17 protein-coding genes and 1 riboswitch are annotated in these 20,589 nt (G+C 38.1%); of the genes, 13 read left to right on the top strand and 4 right to left on the bottom strand.

Going from position 1 to position 20,589, the window contains the following annotated elements; genetic code table 11:
* Nucleotides 1-236: 236 nt before the first annotated feature.
* The 12 genes from QME58_00555 to QME58_00500 all read left to right on the top strand — a co-directional run bounded on the left by QME58_00555 (nt 237) and on the right by QME58_00500 (nt 11,044).
* Nucleotides 237-695 carry a MerR family transcriptional regulator gene (locus QME58_00555; protein ID MDI6802320.1) on the top strand — a complete coding sequence of 153 codons (459 nt, stop codon included), beginning with the start codon at nt 237-239 and terminating at the stop codon, nt 693-695.
* A gap of 12 nt (nt 696-707) precedes the next feature.
* Nucleotides 708-2,909 carry a molybdopterin-dependent oxidoreductase gene (locus QME58_00550; GenBank protein MDI6802319.1) on the top strand — a complete coding sequence of 734 codons (2,202 nt, stop codon included), beginning with the start codon at nt 708-710 and terminating at the stop codon, nt 2,907-2,909.
* 1 nt (nt 2,910) lies between these two features.
* On the top strand, nt 2,911-3,462 hold the full coding sequence (locus QME58_00545; GenBank protein MDI6802318.1) for a 4Fe-4S dicluster domain-containing protein: 552 nt from the start codon (nt 2,911-2,913) through the stop codon (nt 3,460-3,462).
* Nucleotides 3,455-4,387, top strand: coding sequence for a polysulfide reductase NrfD (nrfD, locus tag QME58_00540; protein ID MDI6802317.1), 933 nt, complete (start codon nt 3,455-3,457; stop codon nt 4,385-4,387). Before QME58_00545 ends, nrfD begins: the two co-directional genes overlap by 8 nt.
* A gap of 26 nt (nt 4,388-4,413) precedes the next feature.
* A complete protein-coding gene (locus QME58_00535; GenBank protein ID MDI6802316.1) occupies nt 4,414-4,950 on the top strand; it encodes a YeeE/YedE thiosulfate transporter family protein in 537 nt (178 codons plus the stop codon).
* Complete coding sequence (locus tag QME58_00530; GenBank protein MDI6802315.1) at nt 4,947-5,543, top strand: YeeE/YedE thiosulfate transporter family protein; 597 nt, start codon at nt 4,947-4,949, stop codon at nt 5,541-5,543. Before QME58_00535 ends, QME58_00530 begins: the two co-directional genes overlap by 4 nt.
* Before the next feature lie 2 nt (nt 5,544-5,545).
* Entirely contained in the window at nt 5,546-6,136 is a 591-nt protein-coding gene (locus tag QME58_00525) for a rhodanese-like domain-containing protein (protein MDI6802314.1), read from the top strand.
* Nucleotides 6,137-6,167: 31 nt separating this feature from the next.
* Nucleotides 6,168-6,333: riboswitch (molybdenum cofactor riboswitch) on the top strand.
* A gap of 206 nt (nt 6,334-6,539) precedes the next feature.
* The gene (moaA, locus tag QME58_00520) at nt 6,540-7,592 is read left to right on the top strand and encodes a GTP 3',8-cyclase MoaA (protein MDI6802313.1); all 1,053 of its coding nucleotides are present in this window, start codon (nt 6,540-6,542) and stop codon (nt 7,590-7,592) included.
* 122 nt (nt 7,593-7,714) lie between these two features.
* Entirely contained in the window at nt 7,715-8,623 is a 909-nt protein-coding gene (gene moaCB, locus QME58_00515; GenBank protein MDI6802312.1) for a bifunctional molybdenum cofactor biosynthesis protein MoaC/MoaB, read from the top strand.
* A gap of 60 nt (nt 8,624-8,683) precedes the next feature.
* On the top strand, nt 8,684-9,952 hold the full coding sequence (locus QME58_00510) for a molybdopterin molybdotransferase MoeA (GenBank protein ID MDI6802311.1): 1,269 nt from the start codon (nt 8,684-8,686) through the stop codon (nt 9,950-9,952).
* Nucleotides 9,953-9,955: 3 nt separating this feature from the next.
* Nucleotides 9,956-10,429, top strand: coding sequence for an MOSC domain-containing protein (locus QME58_00505; GenBank protein MDI6802310.1), 474 nt, complete (start codon nt 9,956-9,958; stop codon nt 10,427-10,429).
* Between the two features lie 3 nt (nt 10,430-10,432).
* Complete coding sequence (locus QME58_00500; GenBank protein MDI6802309.1) at nt 10,433-11,044, top strand: molybdenum cofactor guanylyltransferase; 612 nt, start codon at nt 10,433-10,435, stop codon at nt 11,042-11,044.
* Here the strand turns inward: QME58_00500 and QME58_00495 are convergent.
* From QME58_00495 to QME58_00480, 4 genes are all read right to left on the bottom strand, one after another.
* Nucleotides 11,041-11,946: a phosphate acyltransferase gene (locus QME58_00495; GenBank protein ID MDI6802308.1), complete on the bottom strand. Its 906-nt coding sequence runs from the start codon at nt 11,944-11,946 to the stop codon at nt 11,041-11,043. The genes QME58_00500 and QME58_00495 overlap by 4 nt on opposite strands.
* Nucleotides 11,947-11,961: 15 nt before the next feature.
* Nucleotides 11,962-13,023 (bottom strand): butyrate kinase, encoded by a 1,062-nt coding sequence (buk, locus tag QME58_00490; protein ID MDI6802307.1) that lies wholly within the window; start codon nt 13,021-13,023, stop codon nt 11,962-11,964.
* Nucleotides 13,024-13,138: 115 nt separating this feature from the next.
* Nucleotides 13,139-16,627 (bottom strand): FlgD immunoglobulin-like domain containing protein, encoded by a 3,489-nt coding sequence (locus QME58_00485; GenBank protein MDI6802306.1) that lies wholly within the window; start codon nt 16,625-16,627, stop codon nt 13,139-13,141.
* 144 nt (nt 16,628-16,771) lie between these two features.
* Nucleotides 16,772-18,322 carry a M1 family metallopeptidase gene (locus QME58_00480; GenBank protein MDI6802305.1) on the bottom strand — a complete coding sequence of 517 codons (1,551 nt, stop codon included), beginning with the start codon at nt 18,320-18,322 and terminating at the stop codon, nt 16,772-16,774.
* A 188-nt stretch (nt 18,323-18,510) separates the two neighbouring features.
* On the opposite strand from QME58_00480, the gene QME58_00475 reads away from it, so the two are divergent.
* Nucleotides 18,511-20,409, top strand: a complete 1,899-nt coding sequence (locus tag QME58_00475) for a DUF2723 domain-containing protein (protein ID MDI6802304.1) — start codon at nt 18,511-18,513, stop codon at nt 20,407-20,409.
* Nucleotides 20,410-20,589 lie beyond the last annotated feature (180 nt).

Genomic DNA, 20,589 nt, shown 5'->3' with positions numbered 1-20,589 from the left:
TATTTAAAAATGGCGTGAGAGAGATTTAATTTTCCTCACGCCGTTTTAATTCTTAGACTCAGTTAAATAAAAATAATTACACGAAGGACGTATTCAAATTATTTTCCAAATTTAAGAATACATCTATATAAATTTTTTAAATTTGAGAAAATTATATTTTATTTTCATCGAAATATAGCATAAATCTCAATTTCCTCTGGCATAATACTTGACAATTATAACTGTAGATTTTATTTATGTCAGAAAAAACTTATATTCCACTATCAAACGAGCCGATTTATTCAATTGGTACTGCTGCCGATTCAGTCGGTTTATCTGTTCAAATGCTGAGGCTGTATGAAGCAGAGGGTTTAGTACTTCCGTTCAAAAAAAGTTCATTGCATCGCCTTTATTCAGAAGCAGACATCGAAAGAATCCTCTGTATCCGTAAAATGATTAATGAAGAAAAAATCAGCATAGTCGGTATTAAGCGTATGTTAGCTTTGATACCTTGCTGGGCGATTAAAAATTGTCCGAAAGAAGAAAGAGAGAATTGTAAAGCATTCACCGATCACACACAGCCTTGCTGGTTACAAAAAGAAACTTTTAACGGTTGTGATAATAGTGCGTGCAGGTTGTGCCCTGTTTATGAAAAAGTTTCAAACTGTGCGAGCCTTAAACAAATATTGAATCAAGTTGAACATATCGAATTATAAAAAGGAAAATATATGAATTCAATTTCGAGAAGACGTTTTTTAAAAATTGGAGCTGCTACCGCAGGCGTTGCAGCAACTGCCGGTGCTTTAAGTAAATTTACTAAACAGGGGGTAAAAATTTCGAGCAACATTCCTGAAAAAGGAATTTATACGATTCCCACTTATTGTGATTTATGTTTTTGGAAATGTAACGCCATCGCTACTGTGCGAGATGGCAAGCTATGGAAGATTGAAGGCAACCCGATAGACCCGATGAGTAAAGGGCGACTTTGTCCGCGCGGGACAGGAGGCGTTGGCTCTTACTACGACCCAGATAGATTGCTTAAACCATTAATGAGAAAAAATAATCGCGGTGAAGAAAAATGGGTCGAAGTAACTTGGGACGAAGCCTTCACATTCATCGCTGATAAAATGAATAAGATAAAATCTGAGTACGGACCCGAAGCTGTAGCTTTATTTTCTCACGGTATCGGTGGTAACTTTTTCAAACATTTGTTAAAAGCTTATGGAAGTCCTAACCTTGCTGCACCATCTTTTGCTCAATGCCGCGGTCCACGCGATGCGGGCTTTCGACTTACATTCGGTGAAGATGTTGGCTCACCCGAAAGGACTGATATTGAAAACTCAAAATTCCTTGTTCTAATCGGCTCGCACCTCGGCGAGAATATGCACAACACTCAAGTTCAGGAATTTGCCACTGCAATAGAACGAGGCACCAAAATTTTAGTAGTCGATCCGCGTCACTCTGTAGCCGCAAGTAAAGCCGATTGGTGGTTCCCGATTAAACCCGGCACCGATATAGCACTAATTCTTGCCTGGTTAAATGTGATAGTGAATGAAGAGTTGTACGACAAAGATTACATCGGAAAATATGCAATCGGTCTCGATAAACTCAAGCAAGCTGTTGCAAACAATACTCCTGAATGGGCTTATCCAATAACCGGCATTAAAGCAGAAGTAATTCGCGAGACTGCCCGCGAAATGGCGCGTTACAAACCCGCAGCGCTTATTCATCCTGGAAGACACGTAACTTGGTATGGCGACGATTCACAGCGAAGCCGCGCAATCGCTATACTTAATGCGCTTATGGGAAGTTGGGGGCGCAAAGGCGGTTTCTTCTCTCCGGTAAGTTTGGATATCGGAGCTTATCCATATCCGGAATATCCTCATTCTGAGAAAGGTAAAGTTGATAATCCGGATAATAAATATCCATTCGCACACGAAACAATCACAACCGGAATCCGCGAAGCAACTATTTCCGGCAAGCCGTATCCTATCAAGGGCTGGTTTGTGTATGCAACTAATTTGATGTTCACATTGCCTAACGAAGAAGAGACAATAAAAGCAATACAAAATTTAGATTTAATGGTAGTTGTTGAAACACTGCCCAGTGAAATAACCGGCTGGGCTGATGTTGTTTTACCTGAAGCAACATATCTTGAACGATACGACGACTTGAATGTGGAATTTTTTAAGGAACCTTTTGTTGCAATTCGTCAACCCGTTTTGGAGCCGGCATACGAAACAAAACCGGGTTGGTGGATGGCTAAAAAGTTAGGTGAAAAATTAGGATTGGAAAATTATTTCCCGTGGAAAAATATTGAAGAATTCCTCGACACTCGATTGAAGACCGGTGGTTATAGTTTAGAACAAATTAAAAAAGTCGGCTTAATTAAAGGTGAAAGGCAGCCCATATATTTTGATGAAGGTGTAACACCCGAATTTCCAACTCCGTCTGGGAAAATCGAATTATATTCTGAACAGCTTGCTGCATACGGTTTTGATCCCGTTCCCCGATATCGCAAACACGAAGAACCACCCACCGGATATTATAGATTGCTTTTTGGAAGAAGCCCTGTTCATTCATTCGGAAGAACTCAATCCAATCCAATCCTTTTTGATATGATGAAGGAGAACGAAGTTTGGTTGAATAAATTCGTTGCCGATAAATTAGATTTGAAATCGGGAGATTATGTTGTCCTCGTAAATCATGATGGAGTGCGAAGTAATAGGGTGATGGTGAAAGCCACTGAACGGATTCGGCAGGACTGTGTTTATATCGTGCACGGTTTTGGACATACATCAAAAGGTTTCGTGCGTTCACGTGGACTTGGTGCAAGCGATAACCAATTAGTTACCAAGTACAAAATCGATCCGATAATGGGCGGTACTGCTCAGCATCTCAATTTTGTTTCGATAGAAAGGGAAGCATAATATGGCACGATATGGAATGGCGATAGATACTACGAAATGCGTCGGTTGTATGGATTGCGTAGTTGCGTGTAAAACTGAAAACAATGTTCCCGAAGGTTTGAATCGCGATTGGATACAAACTATTGTGAATGGTGAGTTCCCGAATTTGACTATGGAAATTCGTAGCGAACGATGTAACCATTGTACAAACGCACCTTGTGTGAGTTGCTGTCCTACGGGTGCAAGTCATTACCACGACGGCGGGATTGTATTAGTTCATCACGATTTATGTACCGGTTGTAAAGCTTGCGTTGCCTCCTGCCCGTACGATGCACGCTTCATTAATCCTGAAGGATATGCGGATAAATGCACATTCTGTGTGCACAGAGTTGAAGAAGGAAAAGACCCTGCTTGTGTTTCAGTTTGCCCGACTTATTGTATGACCTTGGGCGATTTAGACGACCCCAACAGTGAAATCAGCAAATTGGTAAAAAGCAAAAACAATCACACAAATCTTCCGGAAGCTGGTACAATTCCTAACATCTATTATTTGATAGGAGATAACAATGATTGAAATTACTAACACACGTATGAATCATCTTATTGACCCTTCACTGCATATTTGGGGATGGGAAATTTCAGTCTATCTTTTTGCAGGCGGTATGGTTGCCGGTATGATGATTATTTTAGGTTTCTTCTTCTTTAAAGGGAGAGAAAAAGAGGTGGATTGCGTTTGTTCGATACTTCCATTTTTAAGTATAATCGTTCTCTCGCTTGGAATGTTCGCTTTATTTTTAGACCTCGAATACAAACTCCACGTCTTCAGATTCTACACAACTTTTATCATCACCTCGCCGATGTCTTGGGGTTCGTGGATTTTGATTTTAGTTTATCCCGTGCTTGCATTAAGTGTTTTGTTAAAACTTCCTAAGATTATTTCTAAACTATTCCCCAAAATCGAAAAAATATCGGCTCAACTAAAATCGAATCGGAAATTAGTAAAAAGCGTAGGCGTATTCAATATGATTCTTGGTGCAAGTTTAGGAATTTATACAGGTGTTTTATTGAGCACATTCCAAGCCCGTCCTCTTTGGAATTCACCAATTTTAGCTTTGCTGTTTTTAGTTTCCGGATTGTCGGTTGCTGCGGCACTCGTTCATATGATTTCAAAATCTGTGTACGAGAGAGAACTACTCGCCAAAGCCGACAATGCTTTTCTAATCACTGAGCTTTTTATAATCATACTTTTTGTAATCGGAATGGTAACCTCTGTAAAAATTCATCAAGATGCAATAACATTATTTTTAGGAGGTCCGTACACCGCCGTATTTTGGATATTTGTTGTGTTGATGGGAATTGTTATTCCTCTTATTATTCAATCGTTAGCAGTTAGCCACAAAGTGAAACACACACCCCTTGCTCCAATATTTGTAATGATTGGCGGTTTGATTTTAAGATTTGTTATTGTGAATGCAGGTCAATATAGTTCATGGTATTGAAAATTTATTAAGGAGAAAAATTAACAATGGATCAAAATTTTATTAACGATAAACCAACCAAGTATATGAATCCCTATTTAGCGGGAATCGGACTCGGTTTGGTTTTACTGGCATCATTCGTAGTAATGGGGCGCGGACTCGGTGCGTCGGGTGCATTCTCGACATTAATTGCTGCCGGGACAAATATAATAGCGCCAGAGCATGCAAAATCGAATGCATATTTTTCAGAATATTTAGGTTCTACACTTGGCGAAACGCTTAAAGATTGGCTGTTGTTTGAAATCATCGGTGTGGTTATTGGTGGATTTATTTCGGGATTATTAGCGGGCAGAATAAAATTGAAAACTGATAAAGGACCAAATATAAGCAACGGTAAACGATATCTGTTCGCCTTTATCGGAGGTGGATTAATGGGCATCGGTGCAAAGATTGCACGCGGATGCACAAGCGGTCAGGCATTAACCGGCGGCGCATCGCTTGCGTTCGGTAGTTGGGTTTTTATGATGATGGTTTTTGCCGGCGGATATATGTTTGCATATTTTATGAGGAGACAATGGAGATGATAACACCATTATTTAAATTCGGATACTTCGGCGACGAATTCAGTTTGATAGTCGCTGTATTGATTGGAATCGGTTTCGGGTTTTTCTTGGAACGAGCCGGTTTCGGTAGCTCAACAAAACTTGCAGCTCAATTTTATTTTTATGATATGACTGTTCTAAAAGTAATGTTCACTGCAATCGTTACCGCTATGGTTGGCTTACTTTATTTCGGTTGGCTCGGAATTCTCGACCTAACTTTAGTAACAGTCAATCAAACATACCTCGTTTCTCAGATAGTTGGTGGATTGATTTTAGGTGTCGGTTTTGTAATCGGTGGTTATTGCCCCGGTACTTCCGTCGTAGCTTGTGCTACAGGTAAAAAAGATGCGATGGTGTTTTTATTAGGTGTTGTTTTTGGAATATTCGTTTTTGGTGAACTCAATTTATTATTCGAGCCGTTAATGGAGTTATCTGCTATGGGTCGAGTTTTACTCCCAGATGTTCTGCACCTGAGTTATGGTTTGGTTGTATTATTAGTTGTGTTGATGGCAGTCGGTGCATTTACATTAGCTGAATATGTCGAAAAGAAATTAGCATTAAAGAAGGAAAAGTAATTATGTTTGGAAAATTATCGTTAAATAAAAAACTTGCCGCAATAGCTATTGTCTTGGGATTAATTGGGATACTTGCTGGTTCACCTCAAGAAAGCTCAGCAGGCAGAGTAGATACTAATCAGTTGGCTATAGATTTTGCAAAACAATCTAACATTGTCAAACCGACTGACATTGCAAAAAATATAATCGAAGGGAGTAATACTTTCCGGATGATTGACTTACGGAATGAAAGCGAGTTTACTTCGGGCAATATAGAAGGTTCTGATAATATTCCTGTTGCTCAAATTAATAAAAGCGACTTGAAGAGAAACGAAAAAATACTTCTTTACTCGAACTCAGAATTAGAAACTGCCCAAGCCTGGATGCTTCTGAAATCTAAAAACTACAAGAGTGTTTATATGCTAAAAGGTGGTTGGAGCGGTTGGCAGAAAGAAGTTTTAGGAATTACCGAAGGGCAAACTGAAGCATCGGGGTCAATGTTTGGCAACAAGACTACGGATGAAACTGCTATTGCTACAACTCCATCGGCTAGTATAAAACCTCCGCCTGCAATGCCTGCAAAAAGCGGTAAGAAGAAAAAAGAAGGTTGTTAAGTAAAATAGAAAGTATTATATTTAATAAGTTCTTTAAATTTTACTCCGAGTCTCACCGCCTAAATCTTTAGATATGGTGGTGAGACCAGTAAGTCGTTTATGACTTCCCGTCCTGAAAATATTTTTCGAGACGGGACGGGTGTTGACCGAAAGGTAAGTGCCTCCCGAATTTGGAAAGGAGAGATAAATGATTGTGCCATTGTTTCATTGAAACATTGAACGAATGACTCAATGATTAAATGTATCAATATTATTCCCCGTCCTTTCCATAAGCGATGGGGTTTTTTTATGTCGAATGAATAATGAATACGTCAGATGACGGACGAATATTGAATATTGAATATCGAATGGTGAACTGTAATCTGTAATCTGTAATCTGTAATCTAAAATCTTTTTCTAACTAATGTCTCAACTAATAGATTCTTTTAATCGGCAGCATAGCTATCTCCGTATATCTGTTACGGATAGGTGCAATCTTCGGTGCCACTACTGCAGGCCACCTTCCGGCATTGAACTGAGAGAGCGGACTGAAATCCTCGCGTTCGATGAAATCGAGAGGGTTGCAAAAATATTTGCCGCTATGGGTGTGAGTAAAATTCGCCTTACCGGTGGTGAACCGCTTGTTAGAAAAGATTTACCAAAACTTATACAAAGATTAGCAAGCACTTCAGGAATTAAAACTCTCGGTATGACTACGAACGGAGTTTTGCTAAAATCTTTTACTCATCAATTAAAACAAGCTGGACTTACTAATCTGAATGTCAGTTTAGATACTTTGCGCCCTTCGCGGTTTGAATTGATTTCGGGTCGCCAACATTTCGACGATGTTATCGATGGAATATTTACTTCACTCGAGGCAGGTTTTGTGCCGCTGAAAATAAATGTCGTAGTTATGGGAGGCGTAAATGCTGATGAACTACTCGACTTCGTTGAATTTGTCAGAGATAAACCAATCAATGTTCGTTTCATAGAGTATATGCCGTTCAAGTTCAATCAGTGGAATCAGGCGAAATTCGTTTCATATCAACAAATGGTGGAGGTTATTAGGGAGAAATATGAGTTGAAAGCAGCAGCATCATCAGATGAACATTCTGTAGCAAAGGATTATTGTCTGCCAGAGGCGGATCCGCCTTCGGCGGAGATTAATGCCCGCCTGCCTCATCAGATTCAACGAAGCGGGCAGGGAGTAATGGGAACGATTAGTTTCATTACTTCAATGTCCGATCATTTTTGTGGAACGTGTAACCGAATCAGGTTAACAGCCGATGGTTCTATTAAGTCCTGCCTTTTCCATCAGGCAGAAGTTAATCTGCGTTCAGCACTTCGAAACCACCAATCCGATGAAGCTATTGAAGAAATTATTCGTTCGGCTGTTCTGCAAAAACAATTTCAACATCCCGATACGGAAGAGTTAGTAAATGTAGAAAATAGAAGCATGATACAAATCGGTGGTTGATGTTGTGAATCCGAGAAGTAAGCAGTAAGTAGTGTGTAGTATGTAGTATGTAGGAAACAATTATAAATTAATAAAGTCGATTTCGTCAGACAACGGACGAACATCGAATAACGAGCTCAACTATGATAGACATATCAAACAAAACGAAAACTCTTCGCACTGCCGTTGCGAAAGGGACTCTTAAATTAAAACAGGAAACCATAGATTTAATCCGTCAAAATAAAATTCCGAAGGGGGATCCACTAGCTGTCGCAAAAGTGGCAACAATTCAAGCTGCTAAGAACACAAGTCAAATAGTTCCTTACTGTCATCCACTTCCGGTTGATTATGTCGGAGTTGAATTTAGCATCGGTGAAGGTTTTATAGAAGTTAGTGTAACAGTAAAAGCAATCTACAAAACCGGCGTCGAGATGGAAGCCCTCACCGCAGCATCAGTTGCCGTTCTCACTATTTATGATATGACGAAGATGTTGGATGATTCAATGGAGATTGTTGGCGTTAAGTTGCTGGAGAAGACCGGGGGTAAATCTGATTTCAAAACAAAATATGATAAGCCATTACGTGCAGCAGTCTTGGTTATGTCCGATTCAGTTTACGCCGGCAAGAAATCCGATTTATCGGGCAAGCTCATCGTTGATCGGCTGAAAAAAGAATTGGTGGAAGTAGTTGATTATAAAATTATTCCTGATGAACTTGAACAAATTGCATCTGAGCTTATTCGTTATGCAGACGAATTGAAATTAGATTTGGTGGTAACTACCGGCGGCACAGGTTTCAGTCCGCGGGATTGCACACCCGAAGCTATGAGACGCGTAATCGAGCGGGAAGTCCCCGGTATTCCTGAAGCTGCTCGTTCATTCGGACAGGAACGCACACCATACTCGATGCTTTCGCGTGCGTCAGCCGGGTTGCGGGGAAATACTTTAATCGTGAATCTTCCCGGTTCAAAAAAAGGTGTTGCCGAATCGCTCGATGCACTGTTTCCCGGTTTGCTCCATTCATTCAGGATGATTTCTGGCGGAGGACATTGAAAGATAAATTTCACCGCGAGGTACACAAAATTCTCGCAAAACAAATGAAGATAATTTAGAATGATTGATTATCACGAAGCACAAAAATTAATAGAAGAGCAAACAAAACCACTCAATGCAATCAAATTGCCTCTGATGGAAACGCTCGGTTACACACTTGCAAAAAATATTATCGCAAAATACCCGATACCGACCTTCAATTCGTCAGCAGTGGATGGATTTGCAGTGAATGTAAATGGCTTAAAACTGTTTTCACATAAAAATCAGGTTTCTCTAAAAGTGCAAGCAGTTATTCAAGCAGGCGATACTCGAAAACATTCGCTGAAGAATAATCACACATTCAAAATATTCACGGGCGCACTCGTTCCGCGCAACATCAATACCGTAGTTATGAAAGAAGATGTTGAAGAAATAGGTGGCAACGTGATCTTTAAAACATTACCAGAAGTCGGCACGAACATCCGTAAATGCGGTGGAGAATTTTCTAAAGGTGCATTGGTACTTTCGTCCGGTGTAATAATTACGCCTCCTGTGCTCGGACTTCTAGCAAGTTTAGGTAATGCAAGTGTAAATGTATATCGCAAGCCAAAAGTTTCTATTATAGTTACTGGAAATGAATTAAAGAAATTTTCAGAACAAATAAAACCGGGTGAAATTCGAGATTCGAACCTACCTTCATTGTTGGCTGCTTTGCAATTACTGAATATTCAACCCGAATATGCGATGAGTGTTAAAGACCAAAAACGCGAAATCCAAAAAGCAATACAGAAAGCTCTAAAAATTTCTGATGTCGTAATCACAGCCGGCGGCGTCTCTGTTGGCGATTACGATTTTGTTAAAGATGTTTGCAGCAGTCTTGGAATAAAAACAGTATTTTGGCGTGCAGCCATAAAACCGGGTAAGCCATTGTTATTTGGAACAAAAGGTAAAAAGCTAATCTTCGGTGTCCCCGGAAATCCAGTCGCTGCCCTGCTATCATTTTATTTATTTATCAAGCCGACATTGTTGCGGATGATGGGACAAACAGAAAAACAAAACTTCATACAAACGGCTGTACTTGAATCCGATTTAAGAAAGAGAGCAGGTAGGTTAGAATTTGTTCGAGGTATTTTTATAAAAAAACCGGATGGCAAATTAGTCGTTAACCCGACTAAAGGGCAGGATTCACATATGCTCGGCGGATTTGCAAACGCAAATTGTTTGATTCATTTCCCAAAAGATGAGAACGTTATCATGAAAGGTACGAGTGTGAAAATAGAATTGTTGAAGTGGGATATAAATCAGAGAGCAATGAGCGAAGAGCATCGAGCAACGAACAAAAAACAATGACATATGACAAAAAATGAGGTAAAAGGCAAGATTGTAGCGCTGAGTGTCAGCAAAAAGAAAGGTATTCCCAAGACGAACGTGAATAGCGTGAAGCTAATCGAGGGATGGGGAATCGAAGGTGATGTTCATGCAGGTGATTGGCATAGGCAAATTAGTTTACTTGCGATTGAGAGCATTGAAAAGATGCGCGCAAAAGGATTGAAAGTAAGACCGGGTGCCTTTGCTGAAAACATGACAACCGAAGGTATCGATTTGATGCACCTTCAAGTTGGTGTTAGGTTACTAATTGGTGAAACTGAAGTAGAAATAACTCAAATTGGAAAAGAGTGTCACTCACGTTGTGCAATTTACTACTCTGCCGGTGATTGCGTAATGCCGAAAGAAGGAATTTTTGCAAAAGTAATTAAGGGGGGTAAAATATATTTAGACGATGAGGTGCTCTATAAAAAAATTGTACTTCAAATGCAATCGAAGTAACAAATGTATCGCGACGTAACAGGAATTATTCTTGCGGGCGGTCGAAGCACACGAATGGGCGAGAATAAAGCGTTTTTAAAAATCGGCAATCTGACCGCAATTGAAGTAGTACGCAATTTCATGCAATCGCTATTTACAAATGTGATATTGATAACGAACTCACCTGCAGAATATAGTTTTTTAGGTCTTGATACTCATGAAGATATTTATAAAAATATGGGACCGCTTGCGGGGATACATTCAGGATTGCTGAATTCAACAACCAAGAAAAATTTTATACTCTCCTGCGATTTGTTGTTAATGAAAAAAGAAATTGTCGTTTATATAATTAATTATGAAACGAGCAAACCGATCACGGTTTCTAAAACGGAGGGATTCGTTCAAACACTTGCGGCTGTTTATCAGAAACGTTGTATTGATTTTGTAGAAAAAATTCTTTCCGAAAATCAAAAGTCAGAAAATTTGAAGAACAAAGAAAATAATTTATTAACATTGATTGAGAAGGCAGGAGCTGAAATAATTAGCATCGAAAACCACGCTGCCTATAACAAGAATGTTTTTCTTAATATGAACAATAAATCGGATTATCGGGAAATTTTAAAAACTTTGATTTAATTATTCGCAGAACTCATTATAACACCTAAAGCAATTGTCCTGACTTTTTCTTCGCATTTATCTGCACGCGATGGGATGAGTATCGGAATTTTACCCCCTACTATTACCTGCGCGTGCGGCAATCCGGCAAAGTATTGCGTGCTTTTTGCCAAACTGTTGGCTGCTTCGATGTTCGGAGCTACAATAATGTCGGCTTTACCGGCAACTTCGGTGCGGATATTTTTTTCAGCGGCGGCTTGTTCACTAACGCAAACATCTAACGCCATCGGTCCCTCGATTACACATCCCGTTATTTTCCAATCACGGTTCAGCTTCGTAATTTCAGCCGCATCAACAGATGATTGTAGTTTCGGATTAACTTTTTCGGATGCCGACAATAAAGCCACTTTTGGATTCGTGTTCCCTAATGCGTGGGCAACTTTTATAGCATTCTGTATGATTGAAATTTTTTCATCAAGATTCGGTGATAAATTAAGCCCGCCATCGGTTATCATCAGTAATTTATTTTCTTTATGTGTCTCAAAAATGAATACATCGCTGAAAAGTTTTCCTGAACGTAAATTGTTTGCAGGGTCGAAAACCGATTTCATCAAAGTCGAAGTATCCACCGAACCCTTCATCAGGATATCGCACGTTTTGTTGTGGATGAGTTCGAAAGATTTTAATATGGATTTTTCAGTATCAACTTCATTGTAAAAATGAAATTGAAGCGAACTACCTAACGAGTTGAGCGTTTGCCGGATAATAGATTCAGTTCCGACCAAATGGAATTCAGCTAAATTCATCTTTGCGGTTTCGACGACGGCAGAGAGTGTCTCTTCGTTATGCGGTTGAACAACCACGATAGATTTGCCCTTTATCGAGAGAGCGTATGTTAAAAAATCTTTAAAGTTCTTTATCATGCAATTTATGATTTCTCAATATTGTTTTGCTATCTCACGTCCATCCAAAACCCGCAATGCAGCTTTCGCTAATGCTTTCATCTCGTCGTCTCCGCGGAATATTAAAACTTCTGCGATGAACTTCACACGTTCAACAATCCAATCGGTCAGCATTTTCGATTTTGCGAGTCCGCCGGTAATAACAATTGCATCCACTTTTCCTTTCAGTACAGTTGCCATAGCGCCAATTTCTTTGGCGATCTGGTAAGCCATTGCTTCAAATACTTCTTTGGCTTTAGCATCACCATCTGCAATTCGTTTTTCAATTTCTTCAGCACTGTTCGTTCTTAAATATGCGACCAAGCCGCCGTTGCCCATTACGAACTTGCGTAGTTCTTGCTCCGAATACTTTCCTGAGTAGGCTAACGTGATGAATGGTTGCAGCGGGAGTCCGCCTGTTCTCTCTGGTGAAAAAGGCCCGTCACTCGATGCATCATTCACATCAATAATTTTTCCGTTTCGGATAGGCGCTACTGAAATTCCGCCGCCGGTATGTGCGATCACGAATGATGACGATTCATACTTGAGATGTAATTGTTCCGCTGCATTGCGTGCTGCTTCGTGCAAACTTAAAGCGTGCGAAAGACTTCGCCGTGTAATTTCAGGGTGACCGGAATATCTTGCCAGTGGTTCAAACTCATCTACCGATACAGGGTCAACGACATAAGCTTTGCAATGAGCTTCTACTGCGATTGAATAGGCAAGTGCACAGCCGAGGTTCGAGGCGTGTTCGCCTTGCAAGTTTGCACGAGCGTCAACAAGCATTTTATCATTCACTTCATACACACCACCTTCGAGCGAGCGGAATAATCCGCCCAATGTTACAACTGCGTTCAATTCTTTTAGATTGATTTTGTTTTGATGCAGCCATTTATCAATTGCGCTAAACCTGAAATCGAATTGATTCCAGATTTTTGGATGAGTTTTTATTTCTTCAGCCGAGTGTTTTAAAGTTTCGGCTAAAACCATTTCCTTATCGTTGAAAATGGCAATTTTTGTGGATGTCGAGCCGGGGTTGATGACAAGTATTTTATACATTTAGATTCTTCGTTAAAAATTTAATCAAATATAAATGAATAAGCGATAATCTTCAAATAATAAAAAGGAGGGTGACGAATCATCCTCCATAACATAAGTTAAAAAATATGTGAAGTTATCGGATTAAAACCATCTTTTTGGTTGTTGTATAATTCTCGCTTCTCAATGGGCCCGATGAACTCACCACAAGTCTGTATAAATATACTCCTGAAGATATAAAGTTACCATTATCATTTTTGCCATCCCAAACACTTGAATACCTCCCGGCAGGTTTTTCTTCGTTAAGCAATGTTCTGACTTTCTGACCGAGAAGATTGTAAATTTCTAAAACTACTCTACCGCCAACTGGTATTTCATAACGAATAGTTGTTTGCGGGTTGAACGGGTTTGGATAGTTGTTGTAAAGAGCAAACCTGTCTGGAACTTCTTTTGTATTTTTAACAGATAACAACTTTAAAGGATTGAATTCGAATACATCATTCGCAGTGAGAGGGAAGTAAGGCGTTATTTCGAGGACATCACCATCTGTATATGTCGAACCAACATTCATTCGTCTCATCCAAACAGCATATTTATATTGATATTGACGACTGTACCAATTACCTTGAACAGTATAGTCTGTTTTCGGTGAATCTGAATAAGTTGTATTTAATATTAATATTACTTCATCTCCTGGTTGGCTATCAGAATTATTTAATGGCGAAGGATTCCATTTTCCATCAATGTTACCACGGTAGATATAGACGAGAGAATCATTCCCATCAGAACCGAGTATCTTCCTGTACAGAGTGTCATTACGTTCAATAATCGCAACATCGAGTTGTCTTTCCTGTCCTGTTTTATTATTTATTTCCCAAACTGTAAACGGAACTGTTCTGCCTAATGCCGAATTACCTAATGGGTACATTTCGTAATCCTGATACCAATATCCATATCCAACTGAGTCCGTAATCACAAATGGTCGGAATTCAGGATGGATTATTCCCCTCGGTGGTCGAATACTTAATCCATCAATACACCTGTAAGCTTTTTGAGTATTGTTGTCACTAAATCTTAATTCAACGATTCTTAATGAATCGGCGGGTACGGAACTGACCAAATCGACAAATCGTCCTATTCTAGGATACGTGATGAAACCCCGATAACCACAAAGAACGTCCATACGAGTAGAATATCCGTTAACACCTGTAAACCATTTGTTAGAAAGTGGTAAATAATCCCATTTTTTAGCTCCTGATAATGTTGTAAAATTTCCCCTCCTAATTCTAAATCCATCAGTAACCGGTATATTATGTCCGTACAACGGTTCAGGAAGTTCATGTTTTTTTAATAACGAATCATTGGTTTGTGTGTTTATCAAATTAAAAGTGATGTTATCTTGCGAAGGTTTATTGATATTGATTTTGTAATAATTATCTTTTAGCTGACTGTAATCAACTAAACAGATTCTAAAAGTTCCTTCTGAATATCCGCTACTGTGCAAAGGGAGTGTGTCGATTGGAGGAAATGTAAATTCTTGCACCGTAAATTTAAGAGTATCGAACCAGTAATTTTCTTTGTCATCATTAAATTGGAAAATGATTTTTGCGATATGCGGTGTCGGAGTATTTTTGTCAATGTTTAAGGAATAATAGTTGTCCGGAAACCAATTGGATATACTGTTGGATGGTATATTAACTACTGAACTTCTAGGAAGATTGACCTGTGAAATATGCGGACTTTCAACCTTGTATTCATTAATGTTCCAGATATTTAAATTAAAATTTGTGAAATTTATTAGTTTTAATGTAAACCTGATATTTTCACCAGGGTTTGGAATACCATCATTATTAATATGATCGGCTGAAATTTGAAAATCATCAATTTTAATTTTACCTATGGTTGGAATTCCGGTTAATAAATTTCGCCATTCCAACGTTTGATTATTAGAATAAGTAATTGACAAACTCAACATCGCTCCTGCACTATCCACATTCGAGTGTAGCCAGTTTCCCCAAATATTATCGTTGGCTGAACTATCGTTGTGCAAGCCATCGTCATAAAGAGTAGCGGTTCCTAAAATTGTTCCTGTCTGGCTGGTAAGAGTGGCAACTACTTGTATAGCATCTTTTACAAAAGCATTTATTAAAAAAGGAGGAGAGTATATATTTGGAGATAATAAAGATGCAAACGGAATATTTTTAAAACTGTTTTCATAAGCGAGATTCACCCTTTCAGATAAAATTCTGAGCCGTGTAATGCTGTTCAAATTATTGGCACCTCTGTCGATAATGACTGCATAAATTACTTCTTGTGAGTCTCCCGGTGCAAGTGTTAAAGGACCGGTTGGCATTGTAAATCTAATATCGGACGGTTGTAGAAGATGACTATTCAAACAACCCGTACCCGTTACAGGATCGCCGGCAAATACAAATTTTGTAGTATCACCGTTACAGTCGATTTGAGGTTTGCCGGTTCGAGTTAAACCCTTCATAATATTATAAGTTTGTCCAAATAATGATGGGTCGTACCAATCCGGATTTGTACAACCGCCTTGACCGGGACCGCAATAAAAGTTGAAAGAAGATATTCTGCCGTTTTTAAACCCTGCCCATTTTTTACCAAATGCGATAGCTGTGTCGTTGAAACTACCTTGGATGAGAGGTCCTTGCATCAGTTTAAAACCAACGGCGGGGGGTGCGGTTCCATAACCTATAGGTCCATCAGTGTTAGTCCCGTTGTATGCATAACCTAAATTATGTGGTTTGCCTCTATAATCACTTGTGGTATCGCATCCAACATAATCGTCAAAAGCATCACCTAAATCCGGATCTGACCAGAGTGTAAAATACGTACTATCGAGTGTGTTTGAACTTTTGTTATAGATTTGAAATCTTATGAAAAGTATATCACCAATCCCACTTTGATAAGCCCAATTAGTTTGCCTGACTTCAACACCGAGAGGTTTTGAGCGACCCCAAATCCAAGTATGAAAATTAGCATGAGCATCATTATACACATAAAATTGAATCATAGCAGGATATTCAGGACCAGAGGGCCAATTGATACCGATTTTATCTATATTTGGATTCCAAATTCCGTTAGCATCTATATCAATCCACGGCGCACCTTGATTAACGGGCCAATCAGCATAATCGGGAGTCGAAGTTGGTAAATCGAGCAATGGACGGACCTGGTAAATTCTTAAATGGGGAAGTGTAAAATCTTCTGCAGAACCGTCAGGCATAATACGACCGGGGCGATACTCTGAACCGAAATGACCAACCGTTGCAACGCGGATTTCTTTTCCTGTATCGGTTTGAACTTTTGCGCCCACCCATAAACCAGACGAGAAGATAGCATGTATCCTACTTCCTTTTGGCCACTCAAAGCCCGGACCAGTCGTTGCGTGGTCGCTAAAAAACTCGCCGTCGTTTCTGAACCAGGCTGAGATGCGGTTTACATCAATTTTTTTTCGGTCGAAAATTAATTGTAATTCAGGAGAAGATTGTTTTTTGAAATCGAAAAAAGCTTTTGGTTGTTGTGGATCGATACCACTTTTCAAGTTGCCTGTAATTGAACAAATCATTACAATAGCCAAAATGAGACTACTTAACTGTTTCATTGAAACCTCCTATTGTTAAAAGCTCAGGATATAAATTAAATTATATTCGGTAAATCAAACTACTAATAATCAAAATCAAATGCTATCTATGTTGCTGGTAATATATCCAAAAAGGACTTTATTACCAATTTTTCTTTTCCATATTCAATCTTCCTTAATCAGGTTTTTAAAAACCCAATTATTTGGATCTAACTCAACATTTAGTGTTTGAGTTTTTAAATCAAAATAGTAAGTGTGCGAATCCTTGTCTATAATGATATTGAAAAGAGACGTGTCGGAAGCCGATGATACCTTAACTTCCATCGGCAGCTTGAATAAATACAGATGAGCGCTTGGTTGATTGACTGTCAGTGATATTTTATACCCGTCTTCAGTTTTTATTGAATTCCATCTGTAAGAAAGTGTTGGTCTATCTAATGAATCTACATTTGCATACACCCATTGTTTGAAAAACCAATCTAAATTTTGTCCATAGATATTTTCACATTCTTTTACGAAATCTTCAGTCGTTACGCTTGAATACTTGTACTTAGGGTTTGTAGAATAATTTTTTAAGATATTGAAGAATGAGGAATCGCCAACAACATTTCTTAGCATATGAAGAACGATGGCACCCTTAATATAAACCCGTTGGGCAAACATATCCGCGAAGGAAGTGTCTGATTCTGCGACGAGAGAACCGGCAAATATACCTTGCTCTGCTTCCATAAAATTATTAATAATGTGATGATACCATTTTTTACCTAAATAGTATTCATAGTAAAGAGCTTGCATATATGTTGCGAATCCTTCGTTTAGCCAGATGTGATGCCAACTTTTTGGGGTAATCATATTTCCGAACCATTGATGAGCTAATTCGTGAATTAAAAATTGTTCAACTTCACCAGTGCCAGTAATCAAATCTTCTTTGATATTAGAAATTGTCTGGTTTTCCATCATCAATTCACCGGGCACGAGTGCGATTCCGTATTTTTCGTTCACGAAAGGATATTCACCAAACTTCTCTTCCATAAACTTCAACATTTTTTTTGTGTTTCTGAAATCTGCTTTTGAATTTTCTAAATATTCAGGGAATACATAATAGGTGATTGGCAAAATATTACCATTGATGGATGTATAGTTATCCTCAACTAATATATAGTTACCAACAGCAAAAGAAATCAGATAAGTAGCAATCGGATAATTTGTCCCCCACCGAAAAGTTTTGGTCCTATCTATGTTTTGAAAAATATTTTTTAGGACACCATTTGAAGCGACTGTGAGTGTGTCGGGGACTGTAATATTTAGAATCGCAGTTGCTTTATCTGATGGGTCATCTTTGCAAGGGAACCATTTACGCGCGAAGAAGGGTTGACTGCTACTTGCAGCTTTTGAGCCGGAAAAGAAAACACCGCCGTTATCAAATTCACCGTGGAAATCAGATATGGCTCTGTAGAAAACCTCTACTTCTATTATCTCTGAAGATTTTTTTTGGCAGTTAATATAAATGTGATCGTCTTTGTGTAAAAAAAATATTTTTTCAGCCCGATCGTTTTTAATTGAGTCGACAGTTATTGTTTTGTTCGATGCCGATAGAACAAGTGTCGATAATGGTTCCAACGATTTTGAAACTACGTGTACTCGTCCTGTTAGATTCTGTTCAGCGAGATTTAGTTTAAGGGACAATGTGTAAGATAGGACATCATATAGCTGCATTCGCGTATCGTTAATAATTTGACTATGAGAAATGGAAAGCGAAAATATTAGAAGGAATAAATATTTTTTAAACATAGGAAGCTTAGAAGATTTTATTTTTAAGATAACTAAAAAAGTGTAAATGGGCAAGTAGTTTGTGGCTTTTTTCATTCAAATTACTTAATTTGTAAAAAATTATTTAACGTTTATTGAAACTATTTAAAATAAATATCCCTTTTGCGGTAATTTTGGGATTTGTGGTAACAGTCTTTGTGTTCGTGGTTTATGTTAACACATTAGCTCCTTCTGTTAATTTTATCGATAGTGGTGAATTAGCTGCCGTTGCGGCAACACTCGGAATTGCTCATCCTACAGGTTATCCGTTATTTACACTTGCCGGATGGCTGTTCAGCCATCTACCAATCGGTTTACCTGTGATTTATAAATTGAATCTGATGTCGGCTGTTCTCTGTTCGGTTGGAATATTTTTCTTTTTCAGATTTTTAGTTTTACTATTAGAGGATTTGGCCGTTCGTGAATTTAAAAACATTTCACAACGACAGTTGGAAACTCTAAAATTCAAGTTGGTATATTTGCCGGCGGTTACTGCTTCCTTGGTTCTTGCATTCTCACAAACATTTTGGTCGCAAGCAGTTTCAATCGAAGTTTATTCGCTGCACATTTTGTTTCTGTCAGCCATTCTCTATTTTTTTTACAAAGCAATTCGAAATTATTGTGAAGAGGGCAGGTCAATAAAAATTAATACATCGAAGGAGTGGTTTGTTTTTGCTCTGTTATTGGGAATGAGTTTTACAAACCACATGACAACCATTTTATTAGCACCTGCATTGTTATATCTATTCTTTGCAATAAACGGATTTACAAAATATTCGTGGCGGTTAATATTTATTTTAGTCGTTCCATTTATTGTTGGTTTGTCTTTTTATTTCTATCTGCCTGTTCGTGCGTCAAGTTCACCGTTTCTCAATTGGGGGAATCCAGTAGATTTGGAAAAAATATTTTGGCATCTTAGCGGTAAGCAATACAGGGTTTGGATTTTTTCATCAACAGAATCAGCTGTAAAACAATTTAATTATTTCGTTGGAAATTTATTGAACGAGTTTAATTTTTTGTTCTTACTTTTAGCATTAGTTGGTTTGTGGAGTCTCTTCCGACAGCACAAACAAGTTTTCATGTTTTCCGTCTTATTATTCGTTGGTTGTGTGGGGTATTCAATAAATTATGATATTCATGATATAGATTCATATTTTTTATTGGCATATTTCACTCTTGCTATATGGATTGCTGTCGGATATAATACTTTATTAATTAAGGTGTCTGAAAAATCATTCTATAAATATGTAGCTATAGTAGTGTGGTTGTTAGCCTTCATTCCTCTGATTTTGAACTACAAAACATGTGATGAAAGCAAAAATTATTTAGTAGAAGACTACACAAAAAATATGTTCAACTCGATTGAACCAAATGGAATTATTATTTCTTATCAGTGGGACTATTTCGTATCAGCATCTTATTACTATCAATTTGTCGAAAAATACCGTTCGGATGTAGTTGTAATCGATAAGGAGTTGTTAAGACGTTCGTGGTATTTTAAACAACTTCAGGTAAAGTATCCTTGGCTTATCGAAAAATCGAAGACTGAAATTGATGCTTTTTTAATAGAGCTTTATAAATTCGAACATAATCTTCCTTATGCTTATGAATTGATCGAAGGAAGATTTAAAGATGTAATAAAAAGTTTCATAGAAAAAAATTATGATGAACGGGCAATATATGTAACCCCAGAAATAGAACCACAGTACACAGAAGGATTCCAAAGAGTTCCATCGGGATTGTGTTTTCAAATAATAAAGAACAACGCTGACTTCAAGGAAAGAGAAATCGAATTCAAATTCCGGAGTACTGAAAAAATTTCTCATCAGGCAGAATTTTTACTAAATTTGTACACTAAAGCATCTATTTCTAATGGATTATTTAAGGCACAGAGGGGTGATATAAAATCAGCCTTAATTTTCTTCGATCAAGGGCTAAAGATAAATCCCTCATCGAGGGAACTAATTCTTTATCGGAATAATTTACTTAGATAAGTGTTGAAATCATATAATACTGTGCCAAAGTATTGACTTTAATTAAAAAAATGTTATCTTATTATGCTAATTTTTCAGCAAATTGGCTAAATAACAAAAAAAACACAAATATTTTATTATATGTATGCTGGTTTCAATTGGAATAGATATATTTTTTCCTATTTACCAGTAAATTATTAA

Source organism: Bacteroidota bacterium (assembly GCA_030017895.1).
Classification (GTDB): Bacteria; Bacteroidota; Ignavibacteria; order UBA10030; family BY39; genus JASEGV01.
The sequence above is the reverse complement of the archived record's forward strand: the minus strand, read 5'-3'. Positions and strand labels throughout refer to the sequence as shown.

Bases quoted from the DNA above. Each gene is read 5' to 3' on its own strand.
- QME58_00555 (MDI6802320.1), top strand. From the start codon at position 237: ATGTCAGAAAAAACTTATATTCCACTATCAAACGAGCCGATTTATTCA.
- QME58_00550 (MDI6802319.1), top strand. From the start codon at position 708: ATGAATTCAATTTCGAGAAGACGTTTTTTAAAAATTGGAGCTGCTACC.
- QME58_00545 (MDI6802318.1), top strand. From the start codon at position 2,911: ATGGCACGATATGGAATGGCGATAGATACTACGAAATGCGTCGGTTGT.
- nrfD (MDI6802317.1), top strand. From the start codon at position 3,455: ATGATTGAAATTACTAACACACGTATGAATCATCTTATTGACCCTTCA.
- QME58_00535 (MDI6802316.1), top strand. From the start codon at position 4,414: ATGGATCAAAATTTTATTAACGATAAACCAACCAAGTATATGAATCCC.
- QME58_00530 (MDI6802315.1), top strand. From the start codon at position 4,947: ATGATAACACCATTATTTAAATTCGGATACTTCGGCGACGAATTCAGT.
- QME58_00525 (MDI6802314.1), top strand. From the start codon at position 5,546: ATGTTTGGAAAATTATCGTTAAATAAAAAACTTGCCGCAATAGCTATT.
- moaA (MDI6802313.1), top strand. From the start codon at position 6,540: ATGTCTCAACTAATAGATTCTTTTAATCGGCAGCATAGCTATCTCCGT.
- moaCB (MDI6802312.1), top strand. From the start codon at position 7,715: ATGATAGACATATCAAACAAAACGAAAACTCTTCGCACTGCCGTTGCG.
- QME58_00510 (MDI6802311.1), top strand. From the start codon at position 8,684: ATGATTGATTATCACGAAGCACAAAAATTAATAGAAGAGCAAACAAAA.
- QME58_00505 (MDI6802310.1), top strand. From the start codon at position 9,956: ATGACAAAAAATGAGGTAAAAGGCAAGATTGTAGCGCTGAGTGTCAGC.
- QME58_00500 (MDI6802309.1), top strand. From the start codon at position 10,433: ATGTATCGCGACGTAACAGGAATTATTCTTGCGGGCGGTCGAAGCACA.
- QME58_00495 (MDI6802308.1), bottom strand. From the start codon at position 11,946: ATGATAAAGAACTTTAAAGATTTTTTAACATACGCTCTCTCGATAAAG.
- buk (MDI6802307.1), bottom strand. From the start codon at position 13,023: ATGTATAAAATACTTGTCATCAACCCCGGCTCGACATCCACAAAAATT.
- QME58_00485 (MDI6802306.1), bottom strand. From the start codon at position 16,627: ATGAAACAGTTAAGTAGTCTCATTTTGGCTATTGTAATGATTTGTTCA.
- QME58_00480 (MDI6802305.1), bottom strand. From the start codon at position 18,322: ATGCAGCTATATGATGTCCTATCTTACACATTGTCCCTTAAACTAAAT.